The organism is Rodentibacter caecimuris (genome assembly GCF_001019715.1).
GTDB lineage: Bacteria > Pseudomonadota > Gammaproteobacteria > Enterobacterales > Pasteurellaceae > Rodentibacter > Rodentibacter caecimuris.
On record NZ_BBXJ01000001.1, the window covers coordinates 638469 to 656629 of the forward strand.

Annotated in this window: 17 protein-coding genes; 3 read left to right on the forward strand and 14 right to left on the reverse strand. The window is 41.4% G+C overall.

Features of this window, described 5'->3' with window-relative positions; all coding sequences use genetic code 11:
* Positions 1-4: 4 nt before the first annotated feature.
* The 10 genes from hemE to PNEUHYL_RS03115 form a co-directional block, all read right to left on the reverse strand.
* Positions 5-1069, reverse strand: coding sequence for a uroporphyrinogen decarboxylase (hemE, locus tag PNEUHYL_RS03070; RefSeq protein ID WP_059365803.1), 1065 nt, complete (start codon positions 1067-1069; stop codon positions 5-7).
* A complete protein-coding gene (nudC, locus tag PNEUHYL_RS03075; protein WP_059365804.1) occupies positions 1070-1870 on the reverse strand; it encodes an NAD(+) diphosphatase in 801 nt (266 codons plus the stop codon).
* 174 nt (positions 1871-2044) lie between these two features.
* Complete coding sequence (locus PNEUHYL_RS03080; protein ID WP_059365805.1) at positions 2045-2926, reverse strand: pirin family protein; 882 nt, start codon at positions 2924-2926, stop codon at positions 2045-2047.
* 260 nt (positions 2927-3186) lie between these two features.
* Positions 3187-4821 (reverse strand): glutamine hydrolyzing CTP synthase, encoded by a 1635-nt coding sequence (pyrG, locus tag PNEUHYL_RS03085; RefSeq protein WP_059365806.1) that lies wholly within the window; start codon positions 4819-4821, stop codon positions 3187-3189.
* Positions 4822-5046: 225 nt separating this feature from the next.
* Complete coding sequence (gene fucP / locus PNEUHYL_RS03090) at positions 5047-6336, reverse strand: L-fucose:H+ symporter permease (protein WP_059365807.1); 1290 nt, start codon at positions 6334-6336, stop codon at positions 5047-5049.
* 43 nt (positions 6337-6379) lie between these two features.
* Positions 6380-7027: an L-fuculose-phosphate aldolase gene (fucA, locus tag PNEUHYL_RS03095; protein ID WP_059365808.1), complete on the reverse strand. Its 648-nt coding sequence runs from the start codon at positions 7025-7027 to the stop codon at positions 6380-6382.
* A gap of 20 nt (positions 7028-7047) precedes the next feature.
* Positions 7048-7482: an L-fucose mutarotase gene (gene fucU / locus PNEUHYL_RS03100; protein WP_059365809.1), complete on the reverse strand. Its 435-nt coding sequence runs from the start codon at positions 7480-7482 to the stop codon at positions 7048-7050.
* 11 nt (positions 7483-7493) lie between these two features.
* A complete protein-coding gene (fucK, locus tag PNEUHYL_RS03105; protein WP_059365810.1) occupies positions 7494-8915 on the reverse strand; it encodes an L-fuculokinase in 1422 nt (473 codons plus the stop codon).
* Between the two features lie 122 nt (positions 8916-9037).
* The gene (gene fucI / locus PNEUHYL_RS03110) at positions 9038-10807 is read right to left on the reverse strand and encodes an L-fucose isomerase (protein ID WP_059365811.1); all 1770 of its coding nucleotides are present in this window, start codon (positions 10805-10807) and stop codon (positions 9038-9040) included.
* Positions 10808-11035: 228 nt separating this feature from the next.
* On the reverse strand, positions 11036-11785 hold the full coding sequence (locus PNEUHYL_RS03115) for a DeoR/GlpR family DNA-binding transcription regulator (protein WP_059368806.1): 750 nt from the start codon (positions 11783-11785) through the stop codon (positions 11036-11038).
* Between the two features lie 121 nt (positions 11786-11906).
* Between PNEUHYL_RS03115 and glmU the strand changes: the two genes are divergently transcribed.
* Positions 11907-13277, forward strand: coding sequence for a bifunctional UDP-N-acetylglucosamine diphosphorylase/glucosamine-1-phosphate N-acetyltransferase GlmU (gene glmU / locus PNEUHYL_RS03120; protein ID WP_059365812.1), 1371 nt, complete (start codon positions 11907-11909; stop codon positions 13275-13277).
* A 41-nt stretch (positions 13278-13318) separates the two neighbouring features.
* On the opposite strand, the gene PNEUHYL_RS03125 is transcribed toward glmU, so the two are convergent.
* The 4 genes from PNEUHYL_RS03125 to bcp form a co-directional block, all read right to left on the reverse strand.
* Complete coding sequence (locus PNEUHYL_RS03125) at positions 13319-14089, reverse strand: energy transducer TonB (RefSeq protein WP_059365813.1); 771 nt, start codon at positions 14087-14089, stop codon at positions 13319-13321.
* Between the two features lie 8 nt (positions 14090-14097).
* Positions 14098-14502, reverse strand: a complete 405-nt coding sequence (gene exbD, locus PNEUHYL_RS03130; protein ID WP_059365814.1) for a TonB system transport protein ExbD — start codon at positions 14500-14502, stop codon at positions 14098-14100.
* Between the two features lie 2 nt (positions 14503-14504).
* Positions 14505-14957 carry a TonB-system energizer ExbB gene (exbB, locus tag PNEUHYL_RS03135; RefSeq protein ID WP_059365815.1) on the reverse strand — a complete coding sequence of 151 codons (453 nt, stop codon included), beginning with the start codon at positions 14955-14957 and terminating at the stop codon, positions 14505-14507.
* 599 nt (positions 14958-15556) lie between these two features.
* Positions 15557-16030, reverse strand: coding sequence for a thioredoxin-dependent thiol peroxidase (gene bcp, locus PNEUHYL_RS03140; RefSeq protein ID WP_059365816.1), 474 nt, complete (start codon positions 16028-16030; stop codon positions 15557-15559).
* Between the two features lie 106 nt (positions 16031-16136).
* Here bcp and dapA point away from each other — a divergent pair, with 106 nt between their 5' ends.
* Both dapA and bamC read left to right on the forward strand, forming a co-directional pair.
* Positions 16137-17033: a 4-hydroxy-tetrahydrodipicolinate synthase gene (gene dapA, locus PNEUHYL_RS03145; RefSeq protein WP_059365817.1), complete on the forward strand. Its 897-nt coding sequence runs from the start codon at positions 16137-16139 to the stop codon at positions 17031-17033.
* Positions 17034-17127: 94 nt separating this feature from the next.
* Positions 17128-18132, forward strand: coding sequence for an outer membrane protein assembly factor BamC (gene bamC, locus PNEUHYL_RS03150; RefSeq protein WP_059365818.1), 1005 nt, complete (start codon positions 17128-17130; stop codon positions 18130-18132).
* Positions 18133-18161: the final 29 nt, after the last annotated feature.

An 18161-nucleotide genomic window follows, 5' to 3' on the forward strand; every position in this document is an offset into this window, starting at 1 on the left:
TTTTTTATTTATGATAGATTTTAGAATATTCGTGAACCGCATCAACAAACACTTTTGGTGCATTTTCCGGCACATCTTGATGGATACCGTGCCCGAGATTAAACACATGGCCACTGCCTTCTCCAAAATCTGCCAAAATTGACCGCACTTCTTGCTCAATTCGTTCTGCCGGCGCGTAAAGTACACTTGGATCCATATTGCCTTGCAAAGCGACTTTATGTCCGACACGTGCTTTTGCCTCAGCCAGATTGACCGTCCAGTCTAAGCCGATAGCATCACAACCGGTATTCGCGATCGCTTCAAGCCATAATCCGCCGCCTTTGGTAAACAGCGTTACTGGTACAGCACGTCCCTCATTTTCACGAATCAAACCATCAACAATTTTATGCATATATTGAAGAGAAAAATCCAAATATTCACGATGGCCCAATACTCCGCCCCAAGTATCAAAAACCATCACCGATTGCGCACCGGCTTTAATTTGCCCGTTAAGATAGAGGATCACGGCATCTGCAAGTTTATCTAACAATAAATGCAATGTTTGCGGTTCTGCATACATCATTTTTTTGATTTTATTGAAAGTTTTACTGCTGCCGCCTTCCACCATATAAGTAGCAAGCGTCCACGGGCTACCGGAAAAACCGATAAGCGGGACTTCGCCGTTTAGTTCACGGCGAATAGTGCGTACTGCATTCATCACATATTGCAATTCCTTTTCCGGATCAGGAATCGGCAGATTTTCAACCGCACTTTTGCTTTCAATCGGTCTGGCAAATTTAGGGCCTTCGCCAACACCAAAACTTAAACCAAGCCCCATGGCATCCGGAATGGTTAAAATATCGGAAAATAAAATTGCTGCATCTAGAGCATAACGACGGAGCGGCTGTAAAGTCACCTCACATGCCAAATCCGCATTGCGGCAAAGCGACATAAAATCCCCTGCTTGCGCCCGTGTTGCTTTATATTCCGGTAAATAACGTCCTGCCTGACGCATCATCCAAACCGGCGTACAATCCACAGGTTGGCGTAATAAGGCTTTTAAATAACGATCATTTTTTAGTGCTGACATTTAGGTTTCCTTTCTGTTATCAGATGCTTTGCAAAGTTGAAGCGTAGCATCAATCAATTTACGTGCGATAGTACCTGTTGGCGGCAATTCTGGCAAGGGTTGATGATAAGAAAACCATTGTGCATCATGAATTTCCGTTTCTTGTAAAGCAATTTCACCACTTTCATAGTCAGCCAAAAATCCTACCATTTGTGAATTCGGAAATGCCCAAGGCTGGCTACCGAAATAACGAATATTTTTAATTCGAATACCGGTTTCTTCAAAAACTTCGCGTTGAACCGTTTGTTCAAACGTTTCCCCTACTTCGACAAAACCGGCAAGCGTTGTGTACATTCCTCCACCGGGCTGATAATGGCGTTTATGATTGGCGAGTAAAATATGCGTGTCACGGCGTACGGCAACAATAATGGAAGGGCAAATGACGGGATAAGTACGATAACCGCACTGTGTACACTGCATAGCAAGTTCATCTTCCGTTTGGCTATTGGAATGACCGCACCGACCACAAAATTGGTGGGTTTTCAAAAAATGATTAATTTCCACACCACGATTTAATAAATAAAACTTTTCTTCGGGAAGAAAAAGCAAATCCCGTAAACTAAAATAGGCGCGTTGATCATCTTGCTGTTCTTCAATAAGCCATAGGGGCTGCTCTTCCCATTCGCCAATTAACATACCTTTTAAATTTTCCAAGCCAAATGAGGCAGCCGTTCCGTAAGGTAATTTGCCCTGTATTAAATGTAAATTGGAACCCTGTGTGAGGAGCCAATAGCCTAAGTCCGTTGATTGAATGTCGCGCATAAAATCTTCTCCAAAATGACCGCACTTTTTTAATTATTGTAGCAATTTCCAAACCGACAAGGTTAGCTTTAATTCACGATAAAATTTGTCAAACATTCGGGAAAAATTAAGGGGTAAATCCTTAACTAATAGAATTTACCCCTAGATTGAGTCATATCATACCTAAAGCATTTTTTAGTTTAAACGACCGAATTTACCGCTTTGCACATCGTTAAAAGCCTCAACAATTTGCTCGCGGGTATTCATCACGAACGGGCCGTAACCGACAATCGGTTCATTAAGCGGTTCACCGGTAAGAATTAACAATTTCGCTTCATTGTTAGATTCAATGAGTACATCCGCACCGCCACGCTCAAAAGTGACTAACTCTCCACGCCGTGCAATCGCCTCTCCGCCGACTTGGATCGTTCCCTCTAATACAAGGATGACGACATTATGGCTTTCCGGCACACTAAAAGTATGTGTCGCATTTGCATTCATGGTCGTATCCCACATATTAATCGGGCTAAAAGTACTGGCAGACCCTGTTGCTCCTAACAATTCACCGGCAATCACTCGGACTTGACCGGCATCGTTAGGCAATTTTACTACCGGAATATCCGCCGATTTAATCGCTTGATATTTCGGTTCGGTCATTTTATCTTTTGCCGGTAAATTTACCCAAAGTTGCACCATTTCGAATAATCCGCCCTCTTTAGCAAATTTTTCTGAGTGCATTTCTTCGTGCATCACACCGGAACCCGCTGTCATCCATTGAACGTCGCCCGTACCGATTGTACCGCGGCCACCGTGAGAATCGCGGTGAGAAACTTCGCCCTGATAAGCAATCGTTACTGTTTCAAAACCACGGTGAGGATGTTCTTCTACACCGCGTAAATCAAATTCAGAATTATCACGACGACCGCCTTGGAAGTATTTTGGCGGGTTGTAATCCATTAAAAGAAACGGATCAAGATTTTTATCTTTATCGTTGTAACTAAACATTGACGCAACATGGAAACCATTACCTACCCAGTGTTTTTCCGGTGCAGTAAAAACGTTTGCTACTTTTTTCATATAAAACTCCTTCATTTCTTGTTAGAACCAATTGTTCTGTTGATGGAGCGCATTATATAATTTCAAAAAATTAAATAAACAACCAATCAGTTAAAATATAATTTACTAAAAAGAAATAATAGTCTTAATTATATGAATAAATTTTGGCAGCTTTTTGACAAATCACTTTACTAGCCCAGCGCACTTCCAATGCTTAATAAAACAAAAAAGTGCGGTTAAAATTCATCAAGATTTTTAACCGCACTTTTTATATTCAAAAATTAGGCTGATTTTTTATGATTTTCGTAGGCTGCTTTCACAAAACCGGCAAATAACGGATGACCATCACGTGGTGTGGAAGTAAATTCCGGATGGAATTGACAGGCAACAAACCAAGGGTGATTTGGCACTTCAATGATTTCCACTAATTTTTTATCTGCGGATAAACCCGTTACTTTTAATCCGGCTTTTTCAATTTGCGGAAGTAATACGTTATTCACTTCATAACGATGACGATGACGTTCTTCAATCGTTTCGGCTCCATATAATTCACGAACTCGGCTACCCTCTACCAAATGACATTGCTGCGCCCCTAAACGCATTGTTCCGCCAAGATCGGATTTGTCGGAACGCACTTCAGTATTGCCTTCGGCATCTTGCCATTCGGTGATTAATGCCACTACCGGCTGTTCGCAATCACGATCGAATTCTGAAGAATTTGCTTTGGTTAGCCCCGCTACATTACGTGCGTATTCAATCAGTGCAATTTGCATCCCTAAACAAATACCGAGGTAAGGAATGTTGTTCTCACGTGCGTATTGCGCCGTGCGAATTTTCCCCTCTACACCACGGTAACCAAATCCGCCCGGAACCAAAATCCCATCAATACCTTTCAGTATTTCTACGCCTTTAGTTTCCACATCTTGCGAATCAATGTATTTAATGTTCACCGATAAACGATTGGTCAAGCCCGCGTGTTTTAAGGCTTCATTCACCGATTTATAAGCATCCGGCAATTCCGTATATTTACCCACCATACCAATCGTCACTTCACCTACCGGATTAGCTTGTTTATAAAGTACTTGTTCCCATTCGGAAAGATCCGCTTCTGGACAATTTAAACGGAAACGATCACAGACAAAACTATCCAAACCTTGCGATTTCAATAACGCAGGAATTTGATAGATCGAATTCACATCTTTTAACGAAATTACCGCACGTTCCGGTACATTACAAAATAGCGCAATTTTCGCCCGTTCATTTGGCGGGATCATACGATCGGAGCGACAAATTAATACATCCGGCTGAATCCCGATAGACAATAATTCTTTCACCGAATGCTGGGTCGGTTTGGTTTTTACTTCACCGGCTGTCGGGATATAAGGAACAAGGGTTAAGTGCATAAACAACGTATGCTCGCGCCCCACTTGTACGGCAAGCTGGCGTAACGCCTCCAAAAATGGGAGGGATTCAATATCACCTACTGTTCCGCCCACTTCCACGATAACCACATCATAACCTTGCGCACCGGCAATTACGCGATCTTTAATTTCATTGGTAATATGCGGAATCACTTGAATGGTCGCACCGAGATAATCACCACGGCGTTCTTTACGCAACACTTCCGAATAAATTTTACCGGTAGTGAAATTATTGCGTTTTGTCATTTTCGTGCGGATAAAACGCTCATAATGACCTAAATCCAAATCGGTCTCCGCGCCGTCTTGTGTCACAAAGACTTCACCATGCTGAGTAGGGCTCATCGTTCCCGGATCCACATTAATATAGGGATCAAGTTTCATAATCGTAACGTTTAAACCACGCGCTTCTAAAATTGCCGCCAATGATGCCGCCGCAATGCCTTTACCTAACGATGATACAACACCGCCGGTGACGAAAATATAATTTGTAGCCATAGGGAACCTAATTCTTTATTGGGATATAAATGATTATAGCTAATCATCTTGCTAGACATTTCACAAAAGTGCGGTCGGAAATTGAAGAAGATTAGCTATCAAAGACGGGACGATAGTTTACCCGATTTATTGATCCAACTCAACGGGGATACGGGAATTAAACGTCAGGATTATCAATAAACTGATAAAAAAATGACCGCACTTTAAGTGCGGTCAAATTTACGATTAGCTAAGAATTTTCCAAGATCTAAATCCGTAGATAGCAATGACGACAAAGCAGACAAGCGGTAGAATAAAGGAGAAGTTCACCGCTGGTAGCCCCATGACTTCACCTTGGTCAATAATCATACCTTGCAGTGGCGGCATCAATGCACCGCCTACAATCGCCATCACTAAGCCTGCGGCACCGATTGTCGATTCTTCTTTTAAACCATTAAGCGCAATACCATAAATAGTCGGGAACATCAGTGACATAAACCCGGAAGTTAAAATTAAGCAATACAATCCCCCGATACCATCAATAAAAATCACCCCGAGAATGCTAAAGAAACCACCGATAGCAAAGAGCATTAACATAAATTCGGCTTTGAGATATTTCATTAAACTGGTACTAATGAAACGGCTGGCAATAAAAATACCCATCGCAATAATATTGAAATTTTGCCCTTCCGCCTTAGTAAAGCCTAAACGTTCCGCATATTGAACAATAAATGTCCAACACATAATTTGCACACCGACATAAAAGACTTGCGCAATAACGCCCTCGCGATATTTTGCTTTTTGTATCAGGCGACTAACCGCCTCTTTAAAGGTAATATGACAATCTCCCTCTTCAACTCTTACTTTCGGCATTTTATAGAGGCTTATAATCACGAGTACTGCAATCACCACAAAACCTAATACAATATAGGGGTCACGAATTTCAGCCAAATCATGTGTACGAATACTCATTTTTTCTGCTTCAGATAAAGTATGGAAAATCAAACTACCCGCCGCATCGCGTTTATCGGACTCAAGATTTGTTAGCACCAGTTGAGAAGCCACAAACATACCTGTAATTGAACCTAACGGGTTAAAAGATTGAGCTAAATTCAAGCGACGAGTCGCCGTTTGCGGATCGCCCATCGCGAGAATATAAGGGTTTGCCGTCGTTTCTAAGAAAGCCAGACCAAAGGTTAAAATATAAAGCGAGATCAAGAAAAAATTAAACACTTCATATTTTGCCGCCGGCCAGAATAAAAAAGCACCGATAGCATAGAGAATAAGCCCTAACATAATCCCTGATTTGTAGCTATAACGACTGGCGAATATCGCAGCAGGAATCGCCATTGTGCCGTAACCGCCATAGAAAGCGAACTGGACTAAAGCCGCTTCTGAAGCCGGAATTTCCATCACGGTTTGAAATACCGCCACCATGGGATTGGTAATATCATTTGCAAATCCCCATAATGCAAATAAGCTGGTAATTAAAATAAATGGGACAACAAATTTCTTTTCTAATACTTTGGCACTCATAATACCTTCCTTATATTAATTAGTAGAGAGGAGTAAAGAATTGCTATTCTTCAATGCGTAATCCATACGTATGGAATTTTCCTAATACCACCTGCATTTGCTCACGGCTCAAAAGCGGAATCTCCAACCCGGTGGCAAGTAATTTCAAATACCAAGAAGCCAATACCTCTACTTCTTGCGCCAACCACAACGCTTTATCAAGATTCTCAGCACAAGCAATTAAACCATGGTGAGCCAACAAAATTGCCTTACTTTTTTTGATTCCATCCGCCACATAAGAGGCAAGTTCCTGCGTACCAAATGTTGCGTAAGGTACGCAAGGAATATGATCGGTTCCCCCTACCGCAACCATATAGTGAATAGCCGGAATCGGTTTTTGGAGAATGGATAAACCGGCGCAATGAAGAGAATGATTATGTACCACCGCATTGGCTTCGGCACGGACTTGATAGACGGCTAAATGAAATTGCCATTCGCTGGAAGGCAACTTTCCGTCCTCGTATTTACCGTTACTATCGACATAAACGATGTTTTCCGGTGTGATTAAATGATACGGCATACCTGTGGGGGTAATCAGCATACCGTCTTTGTAGCGTACACTTACATTTCCTGCGGTACCTTGGTTTAGCCCTAATCGGGTCATTTCAAGGCAGGTGTCAATAATTTTTTGTGAAAGCGCTTTTCTATTCATTTTTAAGTACCTCTAAGTTGTTATAAAACAGGTGTAACCCCTTTTTTGATAATAATGTTGCCGTATTTTGCGGTTTCGCCACTCACGACAACGGCATAAGCATGTTTTGCACGCTGATAGAAATCAAAGCGATCGATACGGCTGAGATTCGGCACAAAATCGACCGCACATTGAATTGCCGCTAAATAGCGTTTTTCCACCTCGGGATCCAAGGTATCCCCTTGTACTACCTGCATCATGACAAGCGGCGCCGCCACATAAGCATCAAACTCAAATAACGGTGCGATTCCTTGTAATAAGGTGGCAACAGAAATCCCATCGGCACGCACTACATTGTGATGAAGCGAATGAGCGGGAAAATGCGCATCAGCAAGCACGAGTTCATCGCCATGCCCCATTTCGGTTAGAATTTTGAGTAATTCCGGGGAAATTGCCGGATGAATACCTTTTAACATGAGATTTGCTCCTATTGGTTTGCAAAATTAAACTGAGGATAAATACGTTTGCGCTTCGGTTGCATCGCTTTTTGTGCCGCTTCCGCGTTGTCATAAACACCAATACCGGCAAAAGTAAACATCGCTGCACCTAATACTGTTGTTTCTGCAACATCAACTACATCAATGGGCAAACCTAAAACGTCGGCACGAATTTGGTTCCATAATGAATTTTTTGATCCGCCGCCAACGCAGATCAAACTTTCCGCTTTAAAATGACTCACCTGTTGTAGCACCGCCAAGCCTTGCTTAAGCTGATTTGCCATGTAATAAAGTGCCGCACGATAAATTTCGCCACGAGAAGTAAACATAGAAAGTCCGGCAATATGCCCTTGTCCTAGTTGGCTAAAAACGCCCTGAAAATCAACCGCACTTTTCTCAGCCGCTATCGCTTCTGCAATCATCGTCGAATAATATTTGTCTGCGCCATATACATCTGCAAACAACAGTTTTCCAAGCCATTCCATAATGCCTGAGCCGACCCATTGCACCGCCGGGTTAAAGCAATTCGGTTGAACGTCAAATTCCGTTGTTAATCCTTGCGAAATAAAATCAAATTGCGGTTTTGCATATGGCGTACGAACCATTAAAATTTCCCACGTACCGGAACTCAGCACAGGTTGATTTAATGCTGCTCCGGAACCGAATACGGCAAACTGAGTATCATGTCCGCAAGCAATCACCGGAATGCAATTTAGCCCCCAACGGGCGGCAAGTGCGCTGGTGAGTTCTCCCACTTTTTCACCGGCATGACGCATTGGTGGAAAATGATTTGGGGTTAACCCAAGCAACTGCAAAATGCCTTCGTCCCAATCACCGCTAGCAAGATCCGTCATCATAGAGGTGCCCGCCATGCTGTGATCGGTTGTCCATTCGCCGGTTAAACGTTGGGTTATCATGGAAGAAATGAACATAAACTTATCCATTTTTTGGAAAATTTCCGGTTCATGTTCTTTCAACCAAAGCAATTTAAATAAGGTATTAAAACTGTATTGCCCGATACCATTGCGTTGATAGAGATCTTCAATATCAAGCAACCGTGGTAGGGCTTCCATCACCGGAAGTGTACGCGGGCATTTCCAAGAGATAATCGGATAAAGCTGTTGCCCCTCATGATCAAATGGCGCGCCATCCACACCAAATGTGGTAACGGAAATGCCAACAATATCGTTTAGATCAATATGTTGTTGTTTTAATTGATTAATCGTGTGATCAGCACAATCGGATAACTTTTGCCAAATTTCTTCAAAATCCCAAATATGATAATCAGCGAATTTGAGATCAGGTTGGGTATTGTTCGCAATATGATGGGATGCCAAAATTTCGCCTTTATCACTCATCGCAATAGTACGTAAATTGGTCGCACCGCAATCAAAAATCAGTACGATAGGCATAAGCCCTCCCTAAAATTGAGAAAAAAGTGCGGTTGAAAAAATAAATGAATTTTTGACCGCACTTCAATGTGGGTTCTGGATGGAATGGTGACACGCGTTGCAAAGCACGTGCCAATCATCACTTATTTATAAAGTGGCCCGAAGTTTTTACAGGCGCGATAATCCTGGCCTTCTTTATCTTGACCAAAACCATTCCAAGCACTTGGACGGAATATATTGCGTTCATCAACGTTATGCATACAAACCGGAATACGTAACATTGAGGCAAGGGTGATGAGATCTGAACCAATATGTCCATAAGTGGCGACACAATGGTTCGCTCCCCAATTTGCCATGACGGAATACACATCGGTGAATGCGCCCTTGCCTGTTAAACGAGGAACAAACCACGTCGTCGGCCAAGTTTCATTCGTGCGTTTGTTGAGGATATCGTGTACTTGTTCTGGTAAATCGATTGACCAACCTTCGGCAATTTGCAATACCGGCCCTAATCCTTTGATCAGGTTAATACGATGCATTGTGAACGGCATACCGCCTTGAGTTAAAAATTGAGAAGATAAACCACCGCCACGGAAATATTCATGTACTGCCGGACACCAACGGGTATGCGCCAAACAACGTTTGCCGTCTTGTTCGGTTACTTGCCAAACCGGTTTAATGGCGGGTTTGCCACTTTCATCTCTGTGTTGCCCCGTACCGTCAAGCGCTGCGGAACCGGAGTTAATTAAATGAATAAAGCCGCTTTCCGGTTTCCAACCGGTCACACGCTCAACGGATTCAGGGCTCCAATAAGTACGCACATCAGCAAAAACTTGAGCCTGACCGGTCAATTGATGTCCGAACAGCATACACACCGCATTCAAACTGTCATTTTCAGTGGCGAGAATATAGGGTGGTCGAACGCCATTCCAATCATAAGTAGAATTCAACATCGCCTCCATAAAGTCACCGTTTGGTAAATGATCGGTCCAATGACGTTGACCTTGGAAACCGGCTGCAATGGCGTTATGACCTAATGCTTCTTCCGCATAATTTAATTTCGCTAATTTTGGATTGCCCACCATTAAATCTCGGGTAATGATGGTCATTTTCACCACATTTTCCCAAAGCTCGGCACGTTCTTCTGCACTGCGTTGATTTTCAAGGCTATTTACATCAACGCCCTCTTTGCAATATTGTTTTACCCAAGAAAGTGCGAGATCCACTTCTTCTTGATCATAAATTTTGCGATCTAAACGACGTTTGATTTCGGTCATATCAACGTATTCATTACGCATACCGAGGTATTCTTGGAAAAATTGTTGGTTCACAATGGAGCCGGCGATCCCCATAGAAACAGAACCGATGGACAAATAAGATTTACCGCGAATGGTTGCGACGGTGAGACCGGCACGGGCAAAACGTAAGAGTTTTTCTTTTACATCCTCCGGAATTTCTGTGTCATCCGCTTCTTGAACTTCTGTTCCATAAATTGAGAATGCCGGTAAACCTAATTGGGAATGACCTGCAAGTGCAGCGGCAAGATAAACCGCGCCCGGACGCTCAGTGCCGTTAAATCCCCAAATGGCTTTTGGCATATGTGGATCCATATCAATAGTTTCGGAACCGTAGCACCAGCAAGGGGTTACAGTAATGGTTAATCCCACGTTTTCACGTTTAAACTTATCCGCACAAGCTGCGGCTTCCGCAACGCCACCGATACAAGTATCGGCAATCACACAAGTGACAAAAGAACCGTCAGTATGGCGGATATGTGTTTGTAATAAGTCTGCAACAGATTTTGCCATACGCATGGTTTGATCTTCTAACGATTCACGTACGCCCATACGACGACCGTCAATGGTTGGACGAATACCGATTTTAATACGATTGGTTTGGGTAAAAGATGTCATAATAGAGTCTCTCCTATCATTTTTAACATTCATATTGAAATCTCGGATAAGCGGTTTATCTGCTTAACTTGAAATTATTTTTGAATAAAAAAATGAAAGAAAATAGGAGAAAAATGAAGTTGATTTCAAATTTGTGAAAGGGATCACAATAATTGGGTATTTTTTCGGGAAAATAATGCCCGATTATTGCTTATATTTTTAGAAAACGGTAAATTCGGTCATTATTTATTATAAAATGGTCAAAATATCGTTTTTTTCACAATATGCCTGAAGCGTTTCGGACAAATCGGAATCAGTAAAAAGAGTATTAATTTCACTCAATTCAGTTAATTGGATAAGGCTTTTTTTCTCAAATTTGGAATGATCCGCCAAAAGATAAGCATGCTCTGATGCTTCCATCATTTTACGCTTTACAGATGCATTTAACTCGTTGGACTCCCAAATGTTTCCTTGATTATCAATACCGGAACAAGAAAAAATAGAAAAGTTAATATGGAGGCGTTGTAATAAATATTCTGATAACGGCCCATAAAATGCTTCATATTTTGATGAATAAACTCCACCGGTCACAATGGTTTTGATGTTGGGCTTATTAACCAATGCGTTGATATTCAGCATAGAATTAGTTACCACAGTACAAGGGATATCCGGCATTAAATGTGCAAAATACCAACTTGTAGAACTTGCATCTAATCCAATCACCGCATTTTCATAAAGTAATTCAAGCGCATTTTTAGCAATATAGCGTTTTTCTGTTGCATTAATATATCGCCGAGTCTGAAAAAAAGAGCCCAGATCTGTCGTTTTATTACTTATCGCCCCACCATGGGTACGATAAAGCAATCCTTGTTTTTCAAGTCGATTAAGATCACGTCGGATGGTTTCAACAGATATGTCGCACTTTTCAGCCAGTTCAATCACACTCGCTTTTCCTTGCTGATTAATCCATTGCAAAATCATGTCATCTCTATTACGCATATTCACCCCAAATCGCTCAAAAATTGTCTCATTATAGAGTTTTTTAGAAAAAATAAACAACTTATCATCTTTTCCTTTCTACGATAAAATATTTCGACTTTTTGATTACAAGAGAGAATTTATGATAAACAAAACATTAAGTGCGGTCATTTTGGCGGCAGGAAAAGGTACGCGGATGTACTCGGATTTGCCAAAGGTATTGCATACGGTGGCAGGCAAGCCAATGGTGAAGCACGTGATTGATACGGCAAATTCATTAGGGGCTGAAAACGTACATTTAATTTACGGACATGGCGGTGAATTAATGCGTGAACGCCTTGCCAATGAGAACGTTAATTGGGTATTGCAAACCGAACAACTTGGCACGGCACACGCAGTGCAACAGGCTGCGCCGTTTTTTAAAGACGATGAAAATATTGTGGTGCTTTACGGCGATGCACCGCTCATTACCAAAGCAACCCTAGAAAAACTGATCGCAGCAAAACCGGAAAACGGCATTGCCTTATTGACCGTACAGCTCGACAATCCGACCGGCTATGGGCGTATTATTCGTGAAAATGGTCGTGTCGTTGCCATTGTGGAACAAAAAGATGCGAATGCAGAACAATTAAAGGTTCAGGAAGTAAACACCGGTGTGATGGTATCCGATGGGGCAAGCCTCAAAAAATGGCTTGCACGTGTCGGCAACAATAATGCACAAGGCGAATATTATTTAACGGATTTAATTGCTCTCGCAAACCAAGACGGTTACCAAGTTGTTGCCGTTCAAGCAATGGATAGAATGGAAGTGGAAGGGGCGAATAATCGTTTACAGCTAGCCGCACTTGAACGTTACTATCAACATAAACAAGCTGAACGCTTATTGTTAGAAGGTGTGATGTTATTTGATCCGACTCGTTTCGATTTACGTGGTTCGCTAGAACACGGTAAAGATGTTGAAATTGATGTGAATGTGATTATTGAAGGCAAAGTGCGGTTAGGAAATCGGGTAAAAATTGGTGCCGGTTGTCTATTGAAAAATGTAGTGATCGGTGATGATGTGGAAGTAAAACCTTATTCCGTACTAGAAGATGCCAGCATTGGCGAAAAAGCGGCAATCGGTCCGTTCTCCCGTTTACGTCCCGGCACAGAACTTGCTGCCGAAACCCACATTGGTAACTTTGTAGAAATTAAAAAATCCGTCGTCGGTAAAGGTTCAAAAGTGAACCATTTAACCTATGTAGGAGACAGTAAAATCGGCGCACATTGTAATATTGGCGCAGGGGTTATCACCTGTAATTATGACGGAGCAAATAAATTTAAAACCATTATTGGTGATAATGTTTTCGTGGGTTCCGATACACAATTAGTAGCACCTGTTACGGTTGAAGACGGTGCAACAATTGGTGCGGGTTCAACCATCACGCGTAATGTCGCAAAAGATGAGTTAGTGATTACACGTGTGCCACAACGTCATATTCAGGGCTGGCAACGCCCTGTTAAGAAAAAATAAGAGCTGATGTCATAATAAAAAAGCAGAGTTAAACTCTGCTTTTATTGCAAACTAAAGCGAATCGGGACAGAAACTCTACTCTCAAATCCATTTGGTTTAGGTCCAACAGATCTTGCTCTTTTCACTGCTTTTAATGCGGCCTTATCCAAGCTTTCATCGCCGGAGGATTTCACCAAATTTTCTCCGCTTAATGAGCCGTCATGACCAACACTAAATGAAACATAAGCGATTCCCTGTTTACGCATCATTTTAGCCCGTGTCGGATATTCTTTTCGACGCTCTATTTCACGATAAAGTGCGGCCCGATACGCAGCAATTTCATTGGTATTTGAACCGCTCCCTACCATATTGGCATTGGTATTTACCGCCGTTCCAATTGTTGTCGCTTTTGAATTTACCACCGAAGCAGAATTGACATTACGCTCGCCTACCGGCAAATGTTGCGGTAATTTCTGTGGTTTTTCAGCTTGTTGAACCTGTTTTTTTGGTTTTTCTTTGGGCGGTTTTGGTTTTTCCTGTTTATTCTCAGGTTGTTTTTTCTTCTCAGGTTCCGGTTTTTTTGTCGGATCCGCGACTATCTCTTCTTTTAGCTCCGGCTCTGGCTCACTCTTTTGAGATGTCGGCTCCGATTCCGGCTCTTCAATGCGCATTCCCTGCAACATTTCCATTGAAATTGTCGTCGCCAACTCACCAATATGGTTATTTGCACTATCATCAGATTCCTGCCAATTCCACAACAATGCCCCAACCACAGAGCTATGAACGAGAAGAGAAATAAGCAAAGCTAGGGATAAACGTTTAGCTTGTTGCATAACCATTCCTATTTTCCGGCAGGTGTCATACGTTTTTTATCTTTCATTGATACCAATGCCACATTTTTGATCTCATTTTTGGCAAGTAAATCGGTAATAGTGACAAAATCCTGAAAACTCGCTTCCGCATCAATTTTTAATGTCACTTTTTGCCCCTTATCCCATTGGTTAATTTCCACCTCTAGTGCATCTTGTGAGATAGGTTTATCGTTGAAGTAGAGCTCTCCTTTCGCCGTAACCGTGAGTAATTTAGCCAAATCATCAGATTTAAAAGCGACCGCCGTACTTGCCTTTGGCACATTGACTTGAATTTTTCCCTGAGAAATAAAAGAAGCGGTAATCAAAACAATGGCTAACAGCACCAACATAATGTCAATGAAAGGAATAATATTGATTTCATCAAATTTTTTCACGATTATTCCTTATCTTTCTGTGAATTTAACACTTTCCATTTTAAGCGGTTTACTTCAATTTTACGGTTTAAACCGCTATAAAACACCATCGCCGGAATAGCCACCAAAATCCCAAGTGCGGTTGCTTTTAACGCTAAAGAAAGATGCAGCATAATTTTACCGGCATCCACATCGCCACCACCCTGACCAATTTGATAGAAAGTTAATAAAATACCGATAACCGTACCTAATAACCCTACATAGGGCGCATTCGCACCAACAGTTGAAATCGTGGTCATATTACGCTTCAAATCAATATCCAGCGCATGGATATTAGAATATTTACCTACATTAATCCTGCTTAGAAAAATAAAGCGTTCAATAACCATCGCAAGCATAATCACGCTCATCACAAATAAAAGCCCGATAATAATGTAATCACTGTATTGTTGTAAAAATTCAAAAAGTTGAGGCATTTTTTATCCTTAAAACATAAAAGGCAATTGAGAATTAGTTTCAATTAGAAACTAAATTCTAGCAAAAGGAAATGAGCTCGTAAATATTAATTGGGGAAAAACGCCGAAATTGCGTAGCCATTGTACAACGCTGAAATTATGATTCCTGAGCCTGTCGAAAGATGAGCAGTTTCAACGCTCTTGTAACACTGTAAAAGTGGATTGATATGACACTACGTAGGCTTTTACCCCTACGCAATTTTTTTCAAATTATCCGTAAAAATTAACCGCTTGATAGCAAAACGCCCTACTTTTTTCAAAATAGATACGGGAATGTATAGCAACGTCCGATATATTTCAGACTTGGCGAATTTCCAATTCATCGGGATTCACCCGGCGAATGGAATAACTCAAGGTGTAAGTGCGGTAAAATGAAGTCATTTTTCGAGAAGTTTCATTTGATTCCTATTGTTTAAATCTTAAAGTACAGTCAATTTTTTCGATTTAATCTGAGTGTAGGAACACACTATGTGCGCCCGCTATCAAATTTATCGATTAGGGCACATACAATTCGCACCTACATTTTGTTTTGTGAGTTTGCAACATCATACCGGTCAATTTTATAAAAAGAGGGATTGAAGATAGTCTAAAACCACCTGATGATGGTCGCCGGTTTTAAATTTATCAAATACTTGCTGAATTTTGCCTTGTTCATCTATGAGAAAGCTTATTCGATGGATACCATCGTAAGTTCTTCCCATAAATTTCTTTTCGCCCCATACGCCAAATTGCTCGGCAACTTGATGGTTTTCATCCGAAAGTAAAGTGAAATTGAGTGCTTTTTTCTCAGCAAACTGCGCTAATTTTTTAGGGCTATCAGGGCTAATACCTAAAATGACTATACCCAATTTTTCTAATTCATTTTTTGCATCCCGTAATCCGCAAGCTTGTGTTGTGCAACCGGGTGTGAGTGCTTTGGGGTAAAAATAAACAAGCACTTTTTTACCTTTAAATTCCGCAAGGGAAACCGGTATTTCAGCCTGATTATGTAATGTAAACTGCGGCGCGGTATCACCCGCTTGTAATGTTTTCATAGAAAATTCCTTAAAATAAAAAAATGATTTGCAAATTTTAATCATTTTAGCGATCCTAGCAGGTGTTTTTCAAATATTAATCACGATAATCTGAAACGGAGGTTTTATGTCTACGCAAAATCCCTTATTTTTTGGCAGCATTGTTGCTTTAGTCACCCCAATGGATAATCACGGAGGAATTGATTTTGAAGCTCTAGAAAAATTAGTAGAGTTTCATATTGATGCAGGCACTAATGCTATCGTTTCAGTAGGCACGACCGGTGAATCCGCTACATTAAGTATTGAAGAAAATGTTAAGGTGATTGAGAAAACTGTAGAACTGGCAAAAGGACGTATTCCAATCATTGCAGGAACAGGCGCAAATGCAACCAGCGAAGCGATTGTGATGACAAAACTATTGCGTGATAGCGGTGTGGCCGGGTGTCTTTCCGTTGTGCCGTATTATAACAAGCCGACACAAGAAGGAATGTTCCAACACTTTAAAGCTATTGCGGAATGTACCGATTTACCTCAAATTCTTTACAATGTACCGGGGCGTACGGGAAGCGATATGAAACCTGAAACCGTTGCCCGTTTGGCACAGATTGAAAATATCGTTGGTATTAAAGAAGCAACCGGTGAAGTCCATCGTATAACAGAAATCAAAAAATTAGCAGGAGAAAATTTCATCGTATTAAGCGGTGATGATGCAACGGGATTAGAAGCGATGAAGCTAGGGGCTGAAGGTGTCATTTCCGTTACCAACAACCTGGCTGCAAAAGATATGGCGGAAATGTGTCGTTTAGTGCGTGTTGACGAACTTTCCAAAGCAGAAGAAATTAACCGGCGTTTAATGGCATTACATCGTGATTTGTTTGTGGAACCCAACCCAATTCCGGTGAAATGGGCGGCTTATCGTTTGGGATTAATAAAATCGCCTTCTCTTCGTTTACCATTAACAATTCTCAGTGAAAACGCACAACCAAGAGTTGAAGCAGCATTAAAAACAGCAGGTTTGATTTAATTAATCATAAGGGACTGACTGCCAGCCCCCAAACTTTCTGAATAACTAATTGTCGAAGTGCGGTCAGTTTTTCATTTATTTTTAAGGATTTATTATGAAGAAAATTTTCTTAGGATTAGCAACGGCAGCCTTACTATCCGCCTGTTCGACCGATCCTGAAAAATTACAAAGCGCAAATGATAGTTATCAAAAATCAAACTCTCCTATTCCAAATTTCGCACCTTTAGCAAGCGGTGGGGTTAATCTGCCACAACAGGCATCCACCTATGATTTACCCAATATTGCCATAAAAAAAGATACAACCGTTGATATTCGTCCGCCATCAGTCCCCTTGGCGATCATAAAAAATTCACTCACACAATTTGATGGTGAACGTGCTTTAATCGTTTATTCCAACGAGCAAGCCTCTCTCTACAACTTACAGCAAATTCAACGCTTACTAAAAGAAGAAGGGATTGATTCTACTATTGATGGTGCGGTTTTATTAACAGATTGGCACAGTACGGAACGGGCAGACGACAAATCCGACATGGAAATTCGTTATCAAGTGGAACAATTTACCACACATGACGCCAGTGCATTAGGTGTTTCGGTAGCGCAGATGCGTCGCAATAATATTCTTTTCACGCCAAGTGTAGCAGAAAAACAGCGCTACACCTCTGCTCGTTTAAATCGTTTTGTTTCAACATTAACCCATAATTACAATAAGCAACAGCAAGATCTCAATAATGTCTCAGTGGACGCATTTCAATCTGAGTTAATTACCGATACAAACGGGAGAACCGCATTGGGTATGAATGCCTCCTTTGGTCAAGCATGGGAAAAATTAGGTGCTGTCTTGCCAAAATTGGGATTTGCCATCAAATCGGAAACTGCCGGTCGCGGACAACGGGAATTGAAATATTCGCCGTTGGATAAAGAAGATTGGTTACGTTTAGGAGTCGATGAACTGGAGCTTGAAAAAGGCACTTATATGATGCAGATTTCTGCTATCGGAAAACAAAGTGCCGTTGTCATTAGCGATGAAGATGGCAACACAATAAACGACGAAGCGGCTAAAACGCTCTATACTGCTTTAAGCGTTCTACTGGCTAAATAGAAATAATCCTTCATAGATAGAAGATGACC

Excerpts from the sequence above, each read along its gene's own strand:
- bamC (WP_059365818.1), top strand. The coding sequence starts at position 17,128 with ATGAAGAAAATTTTCTTAGGATTAGCAACGGCAGCCTTACTATCCGCC.
- dapA (WP_059365817.1), top strand. The coding sequence starts at position 16,137 with ATGTCTACGCAAAATCCCTTATTTTTTGGCAGCATTGTTGCTTTAGTC.
- PNEUHYL_RS03115 (WP_059368806.1), bottom strand. The coding sequence starts at position 11,785 with ATGCGTAATAGAGATGACATGATTTTGCAATGGATTAATCAGCAAGGA.
- pyrG (WP_059365806.1), bottom strand. The coding sequence starts at position 4,821 with ATGGCTACAAATTATATTTTCGTCACCGGCGGTGTTGTATCATCGTTA.
- bcp (WP_059365816.1), bottom strand. The coding sequence starts at position 16,030 with ATGAAAACATTACAAGCGGGTGATACCGCGCCGCAGTTTACATTACAT.
- fucK (WP_059365810.1), bottom strand. The coding sequence starts at position 8,915 with ATGCCTATCGTACTGATTTTTGATTGCGGTGCGACCAATTTACGTACT.
- hemE (WP_059365803.1), bottom strand. The coding sequence starts at position 1,069 with ATGTCAGCACTAAAAAATGATCGTTATTTAAAAGCCTTATTACGCCAA.
- fucA (WP_059365808.1), bottom strand. The coding sequence starts at position 7,027 with ATGAATAGAAAAGCGCTTTCACAAAAAATTATTGACACCTGCCTTGAA.
- glmU (WP_059365812.1), top strand. The coding sequence starts at position 11,907 with ATGATAAACAAAACATTAAGTGCGGTCATTTTGGCGGCAGGAAAAGGT.
- fucI (WP_059365811.1), bottom strand. The coding sequence starts at position 10,807 with ATGACATCTTTTACCCAAACCAATCGTATTAAAATCGGTATTCGTCCA.
- nudC (WP_059365804.1), bottom strand. The coding sequence starts at position 1,870 with ATGCGCGACATTCAATCAACGGACTTAGGCTATTGGCTCCTCACACAG.
- exbB (WP_059365815.1), bottom strand. The coding sequence starts at position 14,957 with ATGCCTCAACTTTTTGAATTTTTACAACAATACAGTGATTACATTATT.
- fucP (WP_059365807.1), bottom strand. The coding sequence starts at position 6,336 with ATGAGTGCCAAAGTATTAGAAAAGAAATTTGTTGTCCCATTTATTTTA.
- PNEUHYL_RS03125 (WP_059365813.1), bottom strand. The coding sequence starts at position 14,089 with ATGCAACAAGCTAAACGTTTATCCCTAGCTTTGCTTATTTCTCTTCTC.
- fucU (WP_059365809.1), bottom strand. The coding sequence starts at position 7,482 with ATGTTAAAAGGTATTCATCCGGCAATTTCCCCGGAATTACTCAAAATT.
- PNEUHYL_RS03080 (WP_059365805.1), bottom strand. The coding sequence starts at position 2,926 with ATGAAAAAAGTAGCAAACGTTTTTACTGCACCGGAAAAACACTGGGTA.